Raw genomic sequence first — 21,403 nt, forward strand, 5'->3', positions numbered from 1 at the left:
CTGAACGTTCAAAGCGGTAGTATTTGAACCATAAGCTTTAAACTTTCTATAATACATTTAATAACTGTTCTTTTATCTTTTCTAATTCTTCTTTCATGCCCACCACAAACTGTTGCATTTGTGCGTCATTTGCCTTGGCGCCCATCGTATTAATTTCTCTGCCAATTTCCTGCGAAATGAAACCTAACTTCTTACCATTCGCTTCTTTACTGGTTAAAGTTTGTAAAAAGTAATCGCAATGACTTTTCAAACGCGTTTTTTCCTCAGTGATGTCTATCTTATCGATATAATAAATTAATTCTTGCTCAAAACGGTTTTGATCTATATTCACCTTACCCACGGCATCATCTAAAAATTGGGTAAATTTATCCCGAATGGCCGAAATTCGCTTTGGCTCTAATTCTTCAACAGATTTGAAATATGACAGAATATTCTGAATGCGTAGCTCTAAATCAGATTTCAAAACAGCGCCTTCATCTTCTCTAAATTTGTTAAAACTAACAACAGCTTGGGTAAATATTTGATATAGATGGTTCCATTCATCTTCAGAAACACTTTCTTCTTTGTAATTAATTACATCTGGAAAGGTTAACGCTATTTGCAATAAATTACTGCTATTAGCATTTAATTCGTTATTAACGGCAATGAGTTGGTTGTAATAATGCGCTAATAAGGCCGTGTTAATGGATGCGCCCGTAACTTCAGCCGCGGAGCGCTCTACGTTAATATTCAAGCTTACTTTACCCCGCTCTATATCTTTACTACACACGTTGCGCAGAATAATTTCTTTATCAGAAAAGGCTTTAGGAAATTTTAAATTAAGCTCAAGAAATTTACTGTTGAGCGATTTGATTTCGACACTGTACTTTGCATTTGCATAATCGGCTGTTGCTAAGCCGTATCCTGTCATGGATTTTATCATGCGCAAAGATAGAAAAATAAGTTTGGAGTTTAAGTTGCCCGCCAGGAGTTTTGCGCTGCTTTAACATCGACAAGATGGAACCAAAATTTCTGTGGTTCACACTTTCAATCTTCAGCAGGGTGAACTTTATCAATGCATTAACGTTTATTTAACAATTAAAAAGTTAAACAAATGTTAATTTTACAAAAAATACTTGGTAGGCACGAAGCAGTTTTGCTATAAACTGAAATTTTAATTTGTTTGATTTTTGACACAAGGTCTTCCAGTGGATGAGATTTGTTACCAAAAGGTGTTATTATTAAAAAAGATACGAACATTAGAATAGCACCATGTGTTGTAAAGATTAACGAGGCAAAGGGAACATGGGGTATTAAAAATTTAGAATGTACTTAAATCCATGCTCTATTAAACATCCGGTATAGGCACACCAATATCAAGCAAAAATTATATGCTCATGAAATTTTTTAAATACTCAATTCTTCACATACTATTTATCCTATTTGGCTTGGGCGCAAAGGCTCAAGATTTTATTGCCAAAGGGGTGATTATAGAAAAGGGCTCAAACATTAGAATTGCATTATCGGAGATTACAAATAAGCGCACCAAATTGGGTGTGGGAAGCAATGATTTAGGTTTCTTCCAGATTAAAGCTAAAGTTGGAGATACTTTGCTCATAACAAAAAGAAATTTAATGGATCAAGAAGTTGTGGTAAAGGGTGAGCAGGATATAATCGTATATCTCATTCGGAATACCACCATGCTGGAGGATGTTACCATTAGGGGAAATACCAAAAAGCAAGATCTGGATGAAATCAAGAAAGAATTTCAGAACAAAGGCGTTTACAATGGTGGTAAATCATCCGTTCTTTCGGCCATCTTTAGCCCGCTAAATGCACTATATAATTTAATTGGAAAGGATCCTAAAAATGCTCGACGATTTGGAAGATACGCCGATAATGAAATCAAACAATCGCAAATTGATGTGTATTTTAATCAAAGCATCATTAAAAACAATACTGAGCTAAGAGGTGATACACTGGAAAAATACATGCTAAATTGCCGACCAGCATTTGAAAAAGCACAGTATTGGAACAGTTACGATTACATTAAGTACATTAAAGAATCGTCAAAAAGTTTTACAGATACGTTGGGAAAAGGAAAATAAAGGGCGGTATCCGGTCTTAATTAATGTCCTCTAAATGGATAAGGTTTCGCAAGCTTTTTCTGCGGCTAATTTTTCGGCATTCTTCTTATTATAATCTCTCCCAGTTCCAACTTTTTCACCTTCTACAACGGCGCTGATGGTAAATAATTTAGCGCTTTCGCCTTCGCCATTTTCTGCCAGTTCGAAAAGTACATCTTTACCATGGCGTTGACACCATTCAATCAATTTACTTTTAAAATTGGTTTCGGTAAGTTCCAAGGTATGAATGTCGATATGGGGCTTAACAATTCTACGAAGCAAAAATTCTTTGGTGAAATTATACCCCTTATCCATGTAGATTGCACCAATTATAGCCTCGAAGGCATCACCCAACATGGAGTTGTGCTTGGTTTGAATGCTTACAGATCGCTGATCGAACTGAATCATTCGATCGAAACCGATTTTTTTCGCCAACTGGTTTAAATTAGCCCGATTTACGATTTTAGAACGCATTTCGGTTAAAAAGCCTTCTTCTTTGTACGGATAGTGTTTGAAAAGAAGTTCGGCAATTACAGATCCTAAAACAGCATCACCTAAAAATTCCAGCCGCTCGTTACTGCTTCTGCTTCCGTTTTTCAAAACTTTAGCTACAGAACGATGTCTAAACGCCATTTTGTATAGCGTAACATTGCCTGGAACAAAGCCCAAAATATTTTTCAGCTTTTTAACAAACTCCTTTTCAGGAGATAGATAAAGTTTATATAATTTTAATATCGGCATTAAAGAAATAACACAATTAACGGCTAACTAGCATATTTAACTAAGTTATCTATTTTTAATTAGCATACAAAATTATATAAAGAGGCTGTTTAATTAATCTTCGTACTTTTTGAAAATTACTGAAGCGTTATGCCCACCGAAACCGAAAGTATTACTTAGCGCGGCTCTAACTGTGCGTTTTTGAGCTTTGTTAAATGTAAAATTGAGTTTAGGATCAAAAGCAGGATCATCTGTAAAGTGATTAATTGTTGGAGGAACAATATCATTTTGAACAGCTAAAATTGCTGCAATCGCTTCAATTGCACCCGCTGCACCCAATAGGTGACCAGTCATTGATTTGGTAGAACTGATGTTTAAACGGTAGGCATCTTCTCCAAATAAGGCACCAATGGCTTTGGTTTCGCTAATATCACCAAGCGGTGTAGAAGTTCCATGAACATTGATGTAATCGATATCAGCAGTAGTTAAACCCGCATCTTTAAGTGCATTTGTCATAACCATTCTAGCGCCTAAACCTTCTGGATGTGGAGCGGTGATGTGATTTGCATCAGCACTCATTCCACCACCAACAAGTTCTGCATAAATTTTTGCACCCCTTGCTTTTGCGTGTTCAAGTTCTTCTAAAATAATTGTTCCGGCACCTTCACCTGCTACAAAACCATCACGATCTTTATCGAACGGACGAGATGCCGTTGCCGGATCATCATTACGTGTAGATAGTGCGTGCATGGCGTTAAAGCCACCCATTCCTGCTTCATTAATAATCGCTTCTGATCCTCCGCTAATGATCACATCGGCCATACCCAAGCGGATATAGTTAAATGCATCAATCATTGCATTGGTAGAGGAAGCACATGCCGAAACAGTTGCAAAATTTGGCCCACGTAAGCCGTATTTAATTGAAATATGCCCTGGAGCAATATCAATAATCATTTTAGGGATAAAAAATGGATTGTATCTTGGCGTGCCATCTCCCTTCGCGAAATTCGAAATTTCATCTAAGAAAGTTTTCAATCCACCTATGCCTGCGCCCCAAATTACACCGATTCGATTGGTATCTAATTTTTCAAAATCAAAACCACCATCCTTCACAGCCTCATCTGTTGCTACTAAAGCATATTGTACAAACGGATCTAGCTTACGGGCTTCCTTTTTCTCCAAAAAATCTTCTGGATTAAAGTTTTTTACCTCGCAAGCGAATTTGGTTTTAAACTTCTCAGTATCAAAACCCTTAATAGGAGCAGCGCCACTCACCCCGTTAGTCAATCCTTCCCAAAAATCGGGAACATTATTGCCTATAGGAGTGAGCGCACCCAACCCTGTTACTACTACTCTTTTTAATTCCATTTATACTGAAAAAGCGTAATTCTATTTAACGTTTTTTTCCAAATAAGCGATTGCTTGACCAACTGTACCGATGGTTTCAGCCTGATCGTCAGGAATAGCTACATTGAATTCTTTCTCAAATTCCATAATAAGTTCTACGGTATCTAAAGAATCTGCACCTAAATCGTTGGTGAATGAAGCCTCTGGCGTAACTTCGCTTTCGTCAACACCTAGTTTTTCTACGATAATAGCCTTAACTCTTGAAGCAATATCAGACATAATTTTATAATTTAATGGTTAAATAATTCTGTGCAAAGAAAAATAAATTCTTACAATTTTCAAATGTTTTTATTTCGACCCCTACTTTTGGTATCTAAATAACACAGCGAATATAGAATTAGTTTTTTAATTTCGTTCTGTAAATAATTTATTTCCCCTTGAATAGAACTTACCTAAAGCTCACGTTAGACCTTGATTTTATACTAATTGCGATCACAGCGCCCCTAAAAGACTATGTGCTTTGCCACAAAATTAATACGCGACTAAATTTACATTTCGAAAAAATTGAAGACCATGAAATTTTTTTTAACATTGATGAACCCGCCTGGTCTTTCTCTAAATATTACTTTTTTGTTGAGCAGGGCGATGTAGAATATTACTTAATTAGCAACAGGAGCAGTGATGGAATCCTGATTCCAGAAATGGCAAATGTTGATTTTTTCATCATTATTAAAGAATTTATAGATAAGGAAGATCTTGATTATTTACTCACTAGCTTAAACAAACTGCCTGATATACAGGTAGCTGCAAAAATAGATCCCACCAAATTAAAGAGTAAAGAAAATTTGGTAATATAAAAATTATATACTTGGTGTATTAAATACACTATATTTGAGGGTTATAAACAACGAACAAAAAAACAAAATATATAAATATTGATGCAGTTTGATTATTTTAGATAATTAATTGGCGTTTTCTTAAACTGCATTGCTAAAATCAATTATTAAATGAAACCTTTTCATTCTAGAACTAAAATTGTTGCCACTTTAGGCCCAGCATCCGCTAAACCAGATGTATTATATAGTATGTTTAACGCAGGTTTAGATGTTTGCCGTTTAAACTTTTCACATGGTTCACAAGCAGATCATCAAGCGGTTTTGGATACCATCCGCGATTTAAATAAAAAATACGACTATAACGTTGGTATTCTTGCCGATTTACAGGGCCCTAAAATCCGCATTGGATTAGTAAAAGAAGGTGGTATTAATTTAATTAACGGTACAACAACTGTAATTACAACTACTGAGTGTATTGGTAACGAAGAGCGTATTTACATTACCTACCAAAGTTTCCCTCAAGATGTTCAAGCTGGAGAAATTATTCTTTTGGACGATGGTAAGCTTCAAATGAAAGTGATTTCGACCAATTTAAAGGATGAAGTGGTTTGCGAAATTGTTCACGGTGGTATTTTAACTTCGAGAAAAGGTGTAAATCTTCCTAATACAAAAGTTTCTATCCCTTCGTTAACGCCAGAAGATCGCGAAAATTTAGAGTTCGTTCTTGAAAATGATGTAGAATGGATTGGTTTATCTTTCGTTCGTAAGGCTGAGGATATTGTTGAACTTAAAAAAATAATCGCAGAGCGTGGCAAAACGGCTCGTGTTATTGCTAAAATAGAAAAGCCAGAGGCTATTGCTAACATCGATGAAATTATTGCTGCATCTGATGGTATTATGGTTGCTCGTGGTGATTTAGGTGTGGAATGTCCAATGGAAGAAGTTCCTTTGTTACAGAAAATGATTGTTGCTAAATGTAGAGCCGCATCTAAACCTGTAATTGTTGCCACTCAAATGCTTGAAAGTATGATTACTACGCCGCGCCCAACGCGTGCTGAGGTTAATGATGTTGCGAACTCAGTTTTAGATGGTGCTGATGCGGTAATGCTTAGTGGCGAGACTTCAGTTGGAGAATTTCCATTAATCGTGATTGAAACGATGCAGAAAATTATTCAAAACATCGAGCAGAACAACTACCCTTTCAATCCTGATAAATTCTTAAAACCAAAATCGCCATCTTTCTTAAGTGATGCAATTTGTGATTCTGCTTGTTTCTTAGCTAAACAAACCAACGCAGTAGGTATTGTTTCCATGACATTGAGTGGTTACACGGCATTCGAAATTTCGAGTCACAGACCAGAAGCTTTAACCTTCATTTTTACCAGCAACAGAGCTTTATTAAACGCTGTAAGTTTACTTTGGGGTGTTAGAGGTTTCTATTACGATAAATTTGAAAGTACAGATAACACCATTATCGAGGTTAACGAGTTCTTGAAAAGTCAAAAATTGGTTAAACAAGGTGATATCATCATTAATACCGCAGCCATTCCGATGGAAGCTAAAGGTAAAACCAACATGTTAAAAATTACGGTTATCGACTAATTCTCTAACCTTTTAAATATTTTAATGCTCTCGATTGTTTCGAGAGCATTTTTTTTAGCTTAAAAATTATATTTTTGCAATCCCTAACGGAGAGGTGTCAGAGTGGTCGATCGAGCACGCTTGGAAAGCGTGTGTACTGAAAGGTACCGCGGGTTCGAATCCCGCCCTCTCCGCTCTTTTCCCCTTTAACGCATCATATTCTGTATCATTCTTAATACTTTAAATTGAAGTGCGGGAACAGTGTTATTTTTATCGCTGAAGAATAAAATCAAACAATGAATAAATACTTTCTTACGGTAACGGCCTGTGCTTTGGCTGTTTCTGCATATGCTCAGCAAGGCATTCCGTTAACTGCAAAAGATTACGAAAGAGCCGAGAGTTTTATGGGCTATAGTACTGCGAAATTTATTGATCATGCCAATGTACAACCAAACTGGCTCGATGGTGATAAATTTTGGTACACCACCAAAACAGAAAATGGAGAGCAAACCTATTTGGTTGATCCGGCAAAGAAAACAAAAACCTTAACTTCAGATTATAAGGCCACGCCACCAACTGGCGGACGACGCTTTGGAGGAAGAAACGAGGTTGTATCGCCCGATGGCAAAAAAGCAATCTTGATAAAGGACTACAACCTATATGTGAAAGATGTGGCGACCGGAAAATTAACACAGTTAACAACTGATGGCATAAAAGATTACGGTTATGCAACAGACAATGCTGGCTGGAAACACAGCGATGCGCCAATTTTACGCTGGTCGCCAGATTCAAAGAAGATTGCTACTTTTCAACAAGATCAAAGGAACAGTAAAGACATGTACTTGGTAACAACCAATGTTGGAGCACCGAGATTAGAAGCTTGGAAATACCCACTACCTGGCGATAAACAAATTGCCACGATTAGAAGGGTAGTAATCGATGTCGAAAATCCTAAAATCATATCGCTAAATATCCCTGCCGATCCGCATAGAGCCACTTTGAGTGATGACATTTCCAGTAGTGGCACTTTCGATGATATTGATTGGAAAGCAGATGGTTCTGAAGTTGCATTTGTTTCTACTTCAAGAGATCATAAAGAGGAAAAATTCAGAATTGCCAATGCCGCTACCGGAGCTGTTCGCGAGGTTTTCGAAGAAAAGGTAAAAACCCAATACGAATCTGGCCAGGGGGCAATTAACTGGAGATATTTAGCCAATACAAAAGAAATCATCTGGTATTCTGAACGTGATAACTGGGGCCATTTGTATTTATATGATGCCACAACAGGAAAAGTGAAAAACCAAATTACCAAAGGCAATTGGGTTGTAACTCGACTACTAAAGGTGGATGAGAAATCCCGTACGCTTTATTTTATTGCAAACGGTCAGGACAAAAAAAACCCTTACTTCGGACATTTTTATAAAATTGGCTTTGATGGAAAAAAACTAACAGATTTAACTCCTGAAGAAGGAAATCACATCGTTTCCATATCTCCCTCGGGTCAGCATTTTATGGATACTTATTCTCAGCCTGATGTTCCGCCAGTAACTTTAATGAGAAGTTTAGATGGAAAACTGATTACAACATTAGAAAAAACAGATGTAACCAGATTAACGGCAACGGGTTGGAAAGCGCCAATTCCAGTTACGGTAAAGGCACATGATGGCAAAACGGATATCTACGGGTTGGTTTTTACGCCGACCAAAATGGATGCAACTAAAAAATATCCTGTTATCGATTATATTTATCCAGGCCCTCAAGGTGGCAGTGTAGGCAGTTGGAGCTTTATCGCTTCTCGTGGCGACAACCAAGCTTTAGCAGAACTTGGATTTATAGTTGTAGTTATTGAGGGTACCAGCAACCCAGATCGCTCAAAGAGTTTCCATGATATGAGTTACGGTAATATGGCAGAAAACACTTTGCCAGATCAAATCACTGCAATAAAACAATTATCAGAAAAATACCCAATAGATACCACAAAAGTTGGCATTTGGGGTCACTCGGGTGGTGGTTTTGCCACCGCTACCGCAATGTTTCGCTATCCAGACTTTTTCAAGGTTGGTATTTCAGAATCTGGAAACCATGAAAACAGAAACTATGAGGACGATTGGGGCGAAAGATATAATGGTTTAGTAGAAAATTCAGATTATGAAGCGCAGGCAAATCAAAATTACGCCAAAAACTTAAAAGGCAAACTGATGTTGGTGCATGGCCTAATGGATGATAACGTACCGCCGTACAACACTTTACTAGTTGTAGAGGCGCTAGAAAAAGCCAATAAATCTTTTGATTTAGTGATTTTTCCAAATAGTGCACATGGCTACGGCGCATACTCTCCTTATATGATGCGCAGGCGTTGGGATTACTTTGTACAAAACCTTTTAGGCCTAGAACCTCCGAAAGATTATAAAATGCAAGGCACTGTAATTAGATAAAAAATAGAAAAGGTCTCGACTAAAATCGAGACCTTTATCATTTATAAGCAAACAAAGTTTCGCTCAAACAGTTTTGATGGGTAGGCAAACAACAATTAGCACAGCATGGGAAAAACAAGGTCAGAAAATCATGTAATTATCACCGGCACAACGGGTATGGTTGGAGAAGGGATTTTGATAAAATGCCTCGAGAGTTCGGAAATAGATTCAATTTTAGTAATTAACCGTAAACCGTGTGGTTATGTGCACCCCAAACTCAAAGAAATTATCCATCAAGATTTTTTAAACCTCTCCCCTATAGAAAATCAATTGAAGGGTTATAATGCTTGTTTTTTCGGTTTAGGCATTTCATCTGTTGGCGTTAATGAAGATACCTATTACAAAATGACTTATATACTCACCATGCATGTGGCCCAAACATTAGCCAAATTAAACAGCGGAATGACTTTCTGTTATGTGTCTGGAAGTGGGACAGACAGCACTCAAAAAGGGCGTTTGAAATGGGCAAGGGTAAAGGGAAAAACAGAAAACGACCTCATGAAGCTCCCATTTGAACAAGTTTTTAATTTTAGGCCCGGGTTTATTAAACCAATAGAAAGGCAAAAATATGCTCATAAATTCTATAAATACATCAATTGGATGTTTCCCATTGGACGAAGAATATTTCCTAATGGCTTTTGTAGTATGGATGAATTAGGCAATGCAATGATTAATACATTAAGCCACAACAACGAACGGAAAGTGTTGGAGGGGAAGGATATTATCGCCTTAGCAAGCGAGCCATCCTAAAAATAACAAACCTTATTCTTATAAAAATATTTAGCCTGTTGATTAATCGTCAGCAGGCTAAATAAAATATAAATTACTTCTTGTTATCTTGTTTTCTTTGGTTGTCTTTGTTTGAAGTCTGGTCAGACCGTTGTCCACCACCATTCGTAATACCCTGAATTTTCTTGTCCACTTTTACATCATGGTTTGCTCTATCTGCAATTGAACTTCCTTGCCCGGTTGGGTTGTTTTTTGGTGTGCTTACGTTTTTCATAACATTATAAATTTAATTAATACTGTTTAACACGGAGCGTTATAATATTAACCGAAAGCGGCAGATTATGTTTTAATTTTCTGATGTAGGGTAGTTTAACTACTCGGTACGATTTTACTTAGCTGTATTACTAAAAATAATTTGGAAATGAACGCTCGGCATTTCATTTGAGGCACCTGCCCCGCTTTTCCTGCTGCCAATTAGAAAAAAATTGGCATTCGGGCAATCGGGTTTATGATTTACGGTTGTTGCAAAACAGGAGCATTGTGCCCAAACCCGATGGAAGCGGTAGCCCGAGCTTTTTCTGCGAGGCTTTAGCAGACAGCGGAACTGCAAATTCAAAAGGATTACTGCACGCTCGTTTCCAAAAGAGTTTTTTATTTTGGTTATTGGTGGGTGCGGCACTAAGCAAACGACGGTTTAAAATGATTTGGAAATGAACGCTCGGCATTTCATTTGAAACACCCGCCCCGCTTTTCCTGCTGCCAATTAGAAAAAAATTGGCATTCGTACAATCGAGTTTATGATTTACGGTTGTTGCAAAACAGGAACATTGTACCCAAACCCGATGGAAGCGGTAGCCCGAGCTTTTTCTGCGAGGCTTTAGCGGACAGCGGGACTGCAAATTCAAAAGAATTACTGCACGCTCGTTTCCAAAAGAGTTTTTAATTTTGGTTTTTGGGCTATTAAGCAATAAATAGATTTTGCGCCATGCCTTACCAACCTATGAGATTAAATATTGTATCAAATCAATTACTTGGATTGGTTTTTGTTTAAATCGTTTTTTGATTCTTTAATTTAGCATATCGAACACAACAAAACACACGTGAAAAAAAACTTATTCCTCCTTATTGGATTCTGCATTGCAACATTTTCTGCAAATGCGCAAAAAAAAACCTATTTAGAACTGTTGGCCAATCAACCAAAATGGGTTGATTCTGTATTTAATAAACTAAACCGTAGAGATCGGATTGCACAGATGTTTTTTGTGCGGGCACACACCAATTTGGGTAAAAAATATTCTGATTCGGTTGGAATGGTGATTAAAAAGGAACAGCTTGGTGGGGTAATATTTTTTCAAGGCGGACCGGTGAGGCAAGCTGTTGTAACCAATGCTTACCAAAAAGTGAGCAAAGTGCCATTAATTGTGGCCAACGATGGCGAGTGGGGTTTGGGTATGCGTTTAGATAGCACCATTTCTTACCCCTACCAAATGACCTTGGGCGCCATTCAAAACAAAGATTTAATTTATAGAATGGGGCAAGAGGTTGCCAAAGATTTTAAGCGCATGGGTATGCATTTAAACTTAGCGCCCGATGCTGACGTTAATAACAACGCAAAAAATCCGGTAATTAACTACCGTTCTTTCGGTGAAAACAAATACAACGTAGCCAATAAAGTTGGGGCTTACATGAAGGGCATGCAAGATGGGGGTTTACTTACTTCGTTAAAACATTTTCCGGGCCATGGCGATACGGATGTAGATTCGCATTACGATTTGCCTCAACTGAATTTTAGTTTTACAAGACTTGATACCCTAGAAATGTATCCTTTTAAAGAGTTAATTAAACAAGGTGCTTCTGGTGTGATGGTTGCCCACATGAATATACCGCAATTGGATAATACACCAAACTTGCCTTCTACACTTTCTAAACCTATAATTACTGGCATTTTAAAAGAGAAGATTGGCTTTAAAGGCTTAATTATTACCGATGCCATGGATATGAAGGGTGTGGTAAAATATTTTAAGGATGGAAATGCCGATTTGATGGCCATTATGGCTGGCAATGATATTTTAGAGCTTTCAGAAAATAGCGACAGGGCAATTAAACTGGTGCGGAAAGCGGTCCGTCATAACGAAATAGACATGAAAGTTATCGATGAAAGCGTTAAGAAAATTCTGACTGCAAAGTATTGGGCGGGTTTAAACAGAAAAGATACGATAGTTACCCAGAATATTGTGGCCGATGTAAACCGCAAAGCGAGCTATGCCTTGGTACAGGAACTGGCAAATGCTTCTGTTACGCTTTTAAAAGGTAAACCTTACATTAAAAACCTGATCCCGATTAGAAGAACTGCAATTATTAGTATTGGTGTGCCTAGTGTTACCACTTTTCAGAAAGAAATTTCGAAGGGTTATTATAACTCGGTATATTATGTTTTGGATAAGGATGCCAGTGCTGCACAAATATCTAACGTAGCGAGAGAAATTGGCGCTTTTGATCAGGTAATTGTTGGCATCCATGATAGCAGAGCTAGACCAGCCAATAACATTCCATTAAACGCTGGTATTAAAAATTTTATAAAGGAACTAAGTTCTAAAAACGCTGTTTTTGCCTTGTTCGCCAATCCATACAATTTAGCGGGCTTACCTGGCCTAGAAAATAGCAAAGGATTGGTTATAGCTTATCAAAAAGAAGATTACATGCAAATTTCTGCAGCGGCTGTAATTAACAACCGCCTAGTGCCCTCAGGCAAATTACCAGTAAGCATTTTGCCAAATTATAAGTTTGGTGATGGCTTGTAAAATATTGCAATCATATAAAGGTTTTAGATAAAAACTTAAAACAAATTGGCTTTATAAATCATTATCTATTATAAATTAAATGTTATGATAGACCCAAAAGACGAAGACTACTCAAGCGATCCGAATGATGCTTTACGCAGAGAGGACGAAGTAAACGATATAAAAGAATTAAGTGGAGACGATACCAGCATTGAGCATGACAAAGACATGTTGGAGCAAGCCGATGAAGCATCAAGAGCATCATACGAACTTAATGTAGATGATTTGGATCCTGAAGACGATTCAGAGGACTGAAAAAAGCGCCGGAACTTAAAGAAAAATCTTAAAGTTTCGGCGCTTTAACTTTATAGAAGTTTATACTTCTTTATTTCGCTTTTGCTTTATAAGTTTCAGGATTAACGGCTGTAACTGTCCAGCCTTTTAAGAATGATGTTATTTTTTTAACATCATGCCCAACTTTCTTTTTACCGTTTGCTGCAACTTCTTCTGTTTCTAAGTAAGAAGAATTTTCGATGTGTAGCACCTTTCCTTTTCCATCTAACACCAAAAATACCGGAAAACCAAATCGTTGAGGGTTACCCAAATCAGCCAAAACCGCTTCGTTTTTATTCTCTGGACTGTAATTAACCAATACCGTTTCGAAGTTATCGTTAATGTATTTTTTCAAAGTTGCGGTACTATCCACCAAATTATGAAAGGCAATGCACCATGAACACCAATTGCCACCCACTTGCACGAGCACGTGCTTGTTTTCTTGAGCCGCTTTACTTACAGCAGCGTTAATATCGGCCTTTGCGTTGGCCTGAGGATTGTAAATGTGAACGACTTCTTTTTTTGCCTGACTAAAAGCAACACCCGAAATGAGTAGGGCTATTATAAATACTGATATTTTTTTCATCATTTTTAAGAATAATGAGGTAAAATTAATAAAGTCTACTAATTTTATAGATTATTAGCGAATTCTTTACAGAGCAAATACATTCACAAAAAGCCATCCCGCAGAAAATGCTATATCTTGATATACATACTCATCAACCTTTACCTAAAAACGATGTACAAAGCATTTTGAGTTTATCCCTAACTGAAGATGATTTATATCCATTAGTTCAAACCAGAGCTGTTTCTGTAGGTTTGCATCCATGGTTTGCTAAATTGGAAAAGCTGGAAACGCAAATAGAAAATTTATACCAAAAAGCAAAACAGACCAACGTTAAAATGATTGGCGAATGTGGTTTAGATCGCTTAAGGGGCGAAAGTTTAGAAAATCAAATCATCATTTTAGAAAGGCAAATTGCTGTGGCAGAGGAATTAAACAAACCAATTATTTTACACTGCGTTAAATGTTTTGCTGAGCTCATAGAAATTAAAGAGCGATTGAAGGTTAAAATACCGATGATTATACATGGATTTACCAAAAATGAAGAACTGGGCAAACAGCTTAAGGCCAAAGGCTTTCTTTTATCATTCGGAACGGCCATTTTACGTGAAGATTCAAGCGCAGCTAAATTGGTTAAGCATGATGATGACTTTTTCTTGGAAACCGATAATTCGGAAACACCCATCCAAGAGATTTATAAAGCTGCAGCCAATTTAAAAAAATGTTCTGATGATGAACTTAAAGCACGTATTTTTGCCGACTGGAAGAAGCTTAATTTACTTTAAACATTGTAAATCTGCGTTTCCTGAATAAATAAACCAAAGCAATATGTTTGATGTTACCTGGCTTTCGCGCTCTGCCCTCCTACTTGGAAATGATGGAATAGAAAAACTACAATCGAAACACGTTTTAGTGATTGGCTTAGGTGGGGTGGGCTCTTTCGCCGCCGAATTTATTTGCCGCTCGGGTATTGGAGAAATGACCATTGTTGATGGTGATGTTGTTGATCCGACCAACAGAAATAGGCAATTACCGGCTTTGGCCACCAACCATGGCGTGAGTAAGGCCGCCATTATGCAAGAGCGCTTGCTTGCTATAAATCCCGATTTAAAACTTCATGTCATCAACTCATTTCTCACTCCCGAAAAGTGCCGGGAAATTTTGGAAATGGAATTTGATTATATTATGGATTGCATTGATAGCGTGATGCCGAAAATTACTCTGCTTTCTACTGCCCTACAAAAAAACATACCGATTGTAAGCGCTATGGGAGCTGGTGGTAAAATGGACCCCACAAAGTTGAGAATTACCATGCTTCCAGATACCTACCAATGCGTTTTTGCAAGTTATGTGCGCAAACGCTTAAACAAGCTCGCTAATGCTGGCAAAATCAAAGCGGTATTCTCAACCGAAGAAATGGATAAAAACGCTTTGATTATGACCGATGGAAGCAATTTTAAACGTTCGGCCTATGGTACGGTTTCCTATCTGCCAGCCGCTTTTGGTGGCGCATGCGCATCAGTGGTAATTAGAGATCTACTCGGCTTACCAATAGAAATGGCCGAACGCCCACTAAGAATCAGTCATAAAAATTTGGCCAAGAAGAAAAAGAAAAGCCTTTAGGATTTCAACCCCCGAAGATTAAGACTGAATTATTGACAACATGATTATGTGAAGATTTTAAATTGTTGTAAGTTTAAAATTCCGAAACGAAATCATTTTATGCCCCTACCCGTAAAAATTCTTCAAGCTTCTGCCGGTTCTGGTAAAACATTCAGTTTAACTGCACATTACCTTACCCTGCTATTTTCTGGTGACAATAAATACCGTGAAATATTAGCGGTAACTTTTACCAATAAGGCTACCGAGGAAATGAAAACCAGAATTTTAGAAGTTTTACTCGGTTTTGCAAAGGGCGATGAATCTAGAAAAATTGAAGATTACCGAGTTTTGGTTTTGGCTAGCCACCCAGATTTGAATGGCGAAACGCTGAAGTTAAAGGCCGACAAAATTTATCGCAAAATTTTGCACGATTATAGTCGTTTCTCGGTTAGTACAATTGATGGTTTTGTACAAAAGGTAATTCGTGGCTTTGCTTTCGAACTTGGTTTAGAAAGTGGCTACAGTTTGGAGATGAATACCGAAAAAGTAAAAAAGGAACTCACTACAAAACTTGAAAAATTACTCGACGAAAAAGATAACCTATTACAATGGGTAATAGAACTTGCATTAGATAGAATCAGCAATAACAAATCTTGGAATTATAATGCAGAACTTTTAAAACTTGTAGGCGAAGTTTTTAAAGATAAATTTTCATCATTTGAATTGGCCGTTAACAGTTTCGGAACGGAAAACACCGACATCGTTTTTAAAAAATACATCGATTTCTCTAAGAATTTAGTCAAGGATTTTGAAACAAATATTGCCGACTTAGCATTAGAATTGCAGCAGGTTTTTGAACTCTCAGCTGAAGATTTAGATGCACTTAATAAAGTAAAAACAGGTCAGCTTTATCAATTACAAAGAATAATTGATGGAGATTACAAGGGAATGCCCTCACTTGAAAAATTGGTCGATAATCCTGACGCCTGGTTTAAAAAAGGCAAAAACAACGGATTATTTGATGAGCTGAACCCCTTTATCCAAAAACTTACAACAGCTTATAATACAGGCATTGGCGATTATACCTTAGCCAAAGAATTTATCAAGAACGGCTATTTTTTACGCCTGATGCAAGAAATAGCGGTTTTGCTAAGTCAGTATCGCGAAGAAAACGAAACCCTGCTTATTAGCGATGCTCAAAGGTTATTAAACGGAATTGCCCAAGATGCGGGTGAAAATCCTTCCTTTATTTGGGAGAAAATGGGCAATAGATACCGTAACTTTCTTTTCGACGAATTTCAAGATACTTCTGGCAACCAATGGGACAGCTTTTTTCCCTTGGTAGAAAATGCCGTATCTACACACAACCGCAAACTGCACGATCATTTAATTGTGGGCGATGCAAAACAATCGATATACCGATGGCGCGATGGCGATTATAAATTGCTGCACCAAAAGGCAAAAGCCAATTTAGGCGAACATAATGTTTTCGAAGATAAACTGCTGGAAAATTATCGAAGTACAGAAGAAATCATCAACTTCAACAATCAGCTTTACCAAAAATTGGCAGTGCTCTTACAAGAGAAAATTAACAATGAAATTCCAGCTGATGACGATTTGTTAAGCGATTTTTGGCATGATCCGGAGAATCAGTATGATAGCATCATCACCAACATTTACAAAGGCGTTGAGCAAAATACGCATCCAAAAACAACCAAAGGGGGGATCATCAAAATTAAAAAAATTGATTTTGAAAAGTCCAAAACCAACGGCGATGGACTGGTTGAAACCCTAGTTACCGATACAGAACCCGAAAATAAAAAGGAAGCTTTACTGGCAGAAATGCTACAGGAGATAAAACTTTTATTAAATGAAAAGGGCTATCAACAAAGGGAAATAGGTATTTTGGTGAGAACAAACGCCGAAGCTACTGATGTGGTTAACGCCTTGATGGAGGCTGGCTTGGATGTAATATCTGGCGAAGCCTTAAAAATTGCGAGCAGTACAGCCATAAAGCTCATTATTAACTTGTTAAAGTTGTTAATTGTAAGTCCCGCAAATTCTGCTTTGTATAAGGCAAATTGTATTGCTTTATACGCACAGCTTCACCAAAAACCTATTAACGGCGATCATTATTTCGATCTCAAAGAGGTATCAATGGAAAATCTGCAACATGTTTTACCCGCAGATTTTTGTTTAAACTATAAAACTTGGATGGCACTGCCCGTTTCAGAGCTGATAGAAAAAATCATTACCGCTTTTGAGTTGGATACCTATCATAAAAACGGCATCAATCCATTTCTACCTTACCTTTTAGCCTTTAGAGATTTAACAAACAAAGCCTCTCGACAGGGAGAAAAAGGCATTTCCTCTTTTCTGGATTGGTGGGAAGAGGAAGGACACAACAAGAATTTGCCCTCACCCGAAACAGCAAATGCCATTCAGGTAATGACCATCCACAAGTCAAAAGGATTGGCTTTCAGGGCTGTTTTCATTCCATTTTGCGATTGGCAATTAGCCGGCAGGCCAAACAACGCCTTTTGGGTACCGATGGAAGGAACCCCTTATACCGATTTGCAAAGTGTACCACTTCAATTTACAAGAGCTTTAATAGGCTCTAGCGTGGCGAAATATTATCTCGAAGAACTCTTGATGAATTACATGGATGCCTTAAACAGCCTTTATGTAGCCACAACAAGGGCCAAAGATTACATTTACATCTCTTTTGTAGGTAAGAAAAAACCATCGCTAAGCCATATTGGCGACGCCGTGTTTAGTGCTTACTCAGAAGCGTTTGAACAGACTGATGAGATTCAAATCGGCACCTTTTCTATTAAGGGCGATGGAATAGAAGCTATAAAAGCCTTAAATTTAACTAATTACCCAACTACAAATAGATTGGAAGATGTTTACGAAGAAAGCGAAAGCCGCCCACAACGTTATATAGATAACATTACAAAATCTGGTAAAAAAGGAAGCAATCTTCACTTAATTTTAGCTGAAGTAAATAAGGTTGATGAGATTGTAGATGTGGTTGATCGTTTCCTCCTCGAGGGACTGATCACAGAAGATGAAAAAGACGATTATGTGCAACGCGCAACAGCTGTGTTAGCCCATCCCGAATTGAGTAAATTGCTCAGTCAAAACGCCAATCAAATTAACGAAAAATCCATTATTGGTATCGATGGAAAAACTTATCGCCCTGATAAATTGGTGTTAAACGGACAAGAGGTTTCCATTATCGATTATAAATTTACGGCTGAAGAAAGCCAAAGCCACGTGGTACAAATTAACCATTATAAAAGCTTAATCGAAGCCATGGGTTACCAAGATGTAAAACCGTACCTATTTTATGCCACATTGGGAAAACTAAAATCTGTTTAAGAAGATATGAAAGCCTTTTTACAAGAAGTTGCCGAAGATTTAGTTGCCAAGTTTGGGCAAAGTTTGCAAGATTGCGCCATTGTTTTTAACAACAAACGCCCAACGGCCTATTTACAAAAGCACCTTGCCGATATTTATAAAAAACCCTTCTGGAGCCCGGCTTTTTTTACCGTTTCAGAGTTTTTTGCAGAATCCACACACTTAAAAATAGCCGATCATTACACGCAATTTTTTACCCTTTACGATTGCTACATACAACTGCTTAAACAAGAGGGCATGGAAAAATTTCCATCCATTGCAAAGTTCCATAACATTGCCAAAATCATTTTGGGTGATTTTAGTCAGATAGACAATGATTTGGTAGATGCCAACAAACTCTTTACCGAACTCGAAGATATTGCCCTGATTAACCAACAGTTTGATTTTTTAACCGCCGAACAGAAAAATTTCCTGGCGCAGTTTTGGCAATCTTACTCAGAAGGGAAGTTTAAAAAACAGCAAGAACTGTTCATCAAAATGTGGCATCGAATGCCCTTGCTTTACCATGAATTTCATCAGCAATTAAAAGCGAAAGATTTAATTACCATGGCGAGGTTGTATAAAAACATTGCCGAAAACACAAATGAAATTGATTTCACCGCTAAATATGAGGGTAAAAAACTTATTTTCATTGGGTTTAATGCGCTAAGCAAAGCAGAGGCTAAAGCATTTAAACGCTGGCAGGAAGAAGATAAAGCCATATTCTATTTCGATACAGATAGCTATTATCTGGAAGATGAAATGCAAGAAGCGGGTTTGTTTTTGAGGAGAAATTTACAGCAAATTGGCTTGGTTAATCAATTATCAAACGATTCTAGCTCGATCAAATCGGCGCCACGCCAAGTAAGTGTATTCAAAGTGCAAGGGCAAACAGCACAGGCAAAAATTGTAAACGAATTACTGACCCAAGAAAAAGAACAAATTCTTAACAATCAACCCATTACATCTACAGCTATTATTTTAGCAGATGAGAGTCTGCTCATTCCCTTGATGCAAACCATCCCATCAACGGTAGAAGACAAAACGATAGATGTAAACATTACGATGGGATTTGGTTTAGCCAACTCATCATTATATGGCCTTGTTGATTTATGGTTAACCGTTCAATCTGAACTGAACGCAAAAAAAACGGTGAGGTATCAAACCGCCGAAGCCTTTTTATCGCATCCCTTAACCGGAATTAGCGAAATTATGCGCCCTAAAATAATAGATGCCTTAATTAGAGAACAATTAATTGAAATACCATATCAACGCCTAACCAGACAGGGTGGCCTATTGGCTAAGTTTTTCGAACCAGTAAATTCTACAACTCAAGCCGTTGTCACTTTAAATGAACTGCTGGATTACGTTCTGCATCGCGAGCTGGCAAATAAATCGCTCAAAAGAATCGATGCCGAATTATTCGGTAAAACCATTCAAGAGCTTAACCGCTTGCAAGATACACTGCAACATCACATCGATAAATACAATAAAGAAATCGAGCTCAGTTTCGTATTTTCTTTAATTCAAAAATCTTTGGCAGAAGTTGCCGTACCCCTAGAGGGCGATCCACTCAGTGGCATTCAGATTATGGGTTTGCTAGAGAGCCGAAACCTAAATTTCGATCGGGTAGTTATTTTGGGTTTAAATGAAGGCATTGTTCCGCAGGCCACAACCGCAACAACCTTTATACCAGATAGTTTACGGCGTGTTTATGGCTTGCCTGTGCTCGAAAATCAAGATGCCATTTCTGCCTATATGTTTTATCGCCTAATTCAAAGGGCACAAAAGCTAAACTTTGTGTATAACAGCTTAACCGATGAAAGCAATAGCGGCGAACCCTCTCGGTTTATTAAGCAATTGGAATACGAAAGTGGCTTTACTTTTAGCCATCAAGAGCTTCAACTCGCCGTTAAAACCGAACTCAAAAGAGAAGAAATCGTTGTCAAATCTGAAAAGGTTAAAGCGGTTTTGAATAAATATCTATCCGGGCAAAAGTATCTTTCTGCTTCAGCATTAACCACCTACATCTCTAACCCAATTGATTTCTTTTACAAATACATTGCAGGCATAGAAGAACCAAAGGAAGTAGAAGAAACTGTAGAAGCCAATAAGGTTGGCTTAATACTGCATTATGCCATGGAGCAGTTTTATGAGCAGTTGCGCCTAGAATCGCCAGAAATTACGGCAGAAAGAATTCAAGAAAAAAGAAAAGATATTACCAGTTTAATTTTAGAAGGTTTTGCAGATTGTATGTATGCCGATAAAAAAGCACATAATGAAATCCGCATGGCTCAGGTAAAACAAATGGCCGAAACACTCAAATTAAACGGAATGGAGAAAATTGTTTTCGCCATTGTGAATGAGTACATCAACATTATTTTAAAGCAAGATACTCAAGATGCACCCTTCACCTTAATCGGATTAGAGCAAAAAGGCAATATTGGCTTCCAGTTTGAGGCCAACGGCGTACAGCAACAGGTTAAACTGTACGGCATTATAGATCGCGTTGATTTAAAAAATGGCATATACAGAATTGTAGATTACAAAACTGGTAGCGATAAACTCAAATATTCATCTATAGAAGAATGTTTTGATACCGATTGTGGTAACATCAACAAAGCGCTTATCCAAACCCTTTTTTATACCCATGTTTACGAGCAAATTTCTAAAAACGAAAACGTAGAGCCCAATCTTTATGTGGTTAAAAACATGCGGAAAGAGGGCATCCATTTCACCGGAAAAGGAGGCATCCTTAAAAGCGAATTTTTGGCTGCTGAAAAGCAATTGTTTTTAAATGCCCTCCGCGAAAAACTGAAAGAATTATTCGACTTTAACACTCCTTTTAGGGCAAGTCAAAATTCGGGCAACTACGTGTATTCCATATACACCACGCTATTTGGACGGTAGATGTGACGTTTTTATAGAT

Annotated in this window: 17 protein-coding genes and 1 tRNA gene; 12 read left to right on the plus strand and 6 right to left on the minus strand. The window is 37.6% G+C overall.

What is annotated here, in order from left to right:
- Positions 1-46 precede the first annotated feature (46 nt).
- Positions 47-910: a YicC/YloC family endoribonuclease gene (locus tag DHW03_RS08605; protein WP_109925343.1), complete on the minus strand. Its 864-nt coding sequence runs from the start codon at positions 908-910 to the stop codon at positions 47-49.
- A gap of 466 nt (positions 911-1,376) precedes the next feature.
- Between DHW03_RS08605 and DHW03_RS08610 the strand changes: the two genes are divergently transcribed.
- Complete coding sequence (locus DHW03_RS08610) at positions 1,377-2,087, plus strand: hypothetical protein (protein WP_109925344.1); 711 nt, start codon at positions 1,377-1,379, stop codon at positions 2,085-2,087.
- Between the two features lie 30 nt (positions 2,088-2,117).
- Here DHW03_RS08610 and rnc read toward each other — a convergent pair whose 3' ends face one another.
- From rnc to DHW03_RS08625, 3 genes are all read right to left on the minus strand, one after another.
- Positions 2,118-2,846: a ribonuclease III gene (rnc, locus tag DHW03_RS08615; RefSeq protein WP_109925345.1), complete on the minus strand. Its 729-nt coding sequence runs from the start codon at positions 2,844-2,846 to the stop codon at positions 2,118-2,120.
- Between the two features lie 93 nt (positions 2,847-2,939).
- Positions 2,940-4,193, minus strand: coding sequence for a beta-ketoacyl-ACP synthase II (fabF, locus tag DHW03_RS08620; protein ID WP_109925346.1), 1,254 nt, complete (start codon positions 4,191-4,193; stop codon positions 2,940-2,942).
- A 21-nt stretch (positions 4,194-4,214) separates the two neighbouring features.
- Positions 4,215-4,451 carry an acyl carrier protein gene (locus DHW03_RS08625; protein ID WP_008508386.1) on the minus strand — a complete coding sequence of 79 codons (237 nt, stop codon included), beginning with the start codon at positions 4,449-4,451 and terminating at the stop codon, positions 4,215-4,217.
- 158 nt (positions 4,452-4,609) lie between these two features.
- Here DHW03_RS08625 and DHW03_RS08630 point away from each other — a divergent pair, with 158 nt between their 5' ends.
- The 5 genes from DHW03_RS08630 (at position 4,610) to DHW03_RS08650 (ending at position 9,813) form a co-directional block, all read left to right on the plus strand.
- A complete protein-coding gene (locus DHW03_RS08630) occupies positions 4,610-5,029 on the plus strand; it encodes an IPExxxVDY family protein (protein WP_109925347.1) in 420 nt (139 codons plus the stop codon).
- A gap of 150 nt (positions 5,030-5,179) precedes the next feature.
- Positions 5,180-6,610 carry a pyruvate kinase gene (gene pyk, locus DHW03_RS08635; protein ID WP_109925348.1) on the plus strand — a complete coding sequence of 477 codons (1,431 nt, stop codon included), beginning with the start codon at positions 5,180-5,182 and terminating at the stop codon, positions 6,608-6,610.
- 88 nt (positions 6,611-6,698) lie between these two features.
- Positions 6,699-6,783: transfer RNA gene (locus DHW03_RS08640), tRNA-Ser, on the plus strand.
- A 102-nt stretch (positions 6,784-6,885) separates the two neighbouring features.
- Positions 6,886-9,024, plus strand: a complete 2,139-nt coding sequence (locus tag DHW03_RS08645; RefSeq protein ID WP_109925349.1) for a S9 family peptidase — start codon at positions 6,886-6,888, stop codon at positions 9,022-9,024.
- Positions 9,025-9,129: 105 nt separating this feature from the next.
- Positions 9,130-9,813: a Rossmann-fold NAD(P)-binding domain-containing protein gene (locus tag DHW03_RS08650; protein WP_109925350.1), complete on the plus strand. Its 684-nt coding sequence runs from the start codon at positions 9,130-9,132 to the stop codon at positions 9,811-9,813.
- Between the two features lie 73 nt (positions 9,814-9,886).
- On the opposite strand, the gene DHW03_RS08655 is transcribed toward DHW03_RS08650, so the two are convergent.
- Positions 9,887-10,066 carry a hypothetical protein gene (locus tag DHW03_RS08655; RefSeq protein WP_109925351.1) on the minus strand — a complete coding sequence of 60 codons (180 nt, stop codon included), beginning with the start codon at positions 10,064-10,066 and terminating at the stop codon, positions 9,887-9,889.
- Between the two features lie 826 nt (positions 10,067-10,892).
- On the opposite strand from DHW03_RS08655, the gene DHW03_RS08665 reads away from it, so the two are divergent.
- On the plus strand, positions 10,893-12,593 hold the full coding sequence (locus DHW03_RS08665) for a glycoside hydrolase family 3 protein (RefSeq protein ID WP_109925353.1): 1,701 nt from the start codon (positions 10,893-10,895) through the stop codon (positions 12,591-12,593).
- A gap of 84 nt (positions 12,594-12,677) precedes the next feature.
- Positions 12,678-12,887: a hypothetical protein gene (locus tag DHW03_RS08670; protein ID WP_109925354.1), complete on the plus strand. Its 210-nt coding sequence runs from the start codon at positions 12,678-12,680 to the stop codon at positions 12,885-12,887.
- A 70-nt stretch (positions 12,888-12,957) separates the two neighbouring features.
- Here the strand turns inward: DHW03_RS08670 and DHW03_RS08675 are convergent, their stop codons facing one another.
- The gene (locus DHW03_RS08675; protein WP_240618499.1) at positions 12,958-13,494 is read right to left on the minus strand and encodes a thioredoxin family protein; all 537 of its coding nucleotides are present in this window, start codon (positions 13,492-13,494) and stop codon (positions 12,958-12,960) included.
- Positions 13,495-13,598: 104 nt separating this feature from the next.
- On the opposite strand from DHW03_RS08675, the gene DHW03_RS08680 reads away from it, so the two are divergent.
- From DHW03_RS08680 to DHW03_RS08695, 4 genes are all read left to right on the plus strand, one after another.
- The gene (locus DHW03_RS08680) at positions 13,599-14,255 is read left to right on the plus strand and encodes a TatD family hydrolase (RefSeq protein ID WP_109925356.1); all 657 of its coding nucleotides are present in this window, start codon (positions 13,599-13,601) and stop codon (positions 14,253-14,255) included.
- A 43-nt stretch (positions 14,256-14,298) separates the two neighbouring features.
- Complete coding sequence (locus DHW03_RS08685; RefSeq protein ID WP_109925357.1) at positions 14,299-15,093, plus strand: tRNA threonylcarbamoyladenosine dehydratase; 795 nt, start codon at positions 14,299-14,301, stop codon at positions 15,091-15,093.
- Between the two features lie 99 nt (positions 15,094-15,192).
- The gene (locus tag DHW03_RS08690) at positions 15,193-18,456 is read left to right on the plus strand and encodes a UvrD-helicase domain-containing protein (RefSeq protein ID WP_109925358.1); all 3,264 of its coding nucleotides are present in this window, start codon (positions 15,193-15,195) and stop codon (positions 18,454-18,456) included.
- Between the two features lie 6 nt (positions 18,457-18,462).
- Positions 18,463-21,384 carry a PD-(D/E)XK nuclease family protein gene (locus tag DHW03_RS08695; RefSeq protein ID WP_109925359.1) on the plus strand — a complete coding sequence of 974 codons (2,922 nt, stop codon included), beginning with the start codon at positions 18,463-18,465 and terminating at the stop codon, positions 21,382-21,384.
- The last annotated feature ends 19 nt before the right edge of the window (positions 21,385-21,403 follow it).

Origin of the sequence: Pedobacter yonginensis, from assembly GCF_003173595.1 — a bacterium.
Classification (GTDB): domain Bacteria; phylum Bacteroidota; class Bacteroidia; order Sphingobacteriales; family Sphingobacteriaceae; genus Pedobacter; species Pedobacter yonginense.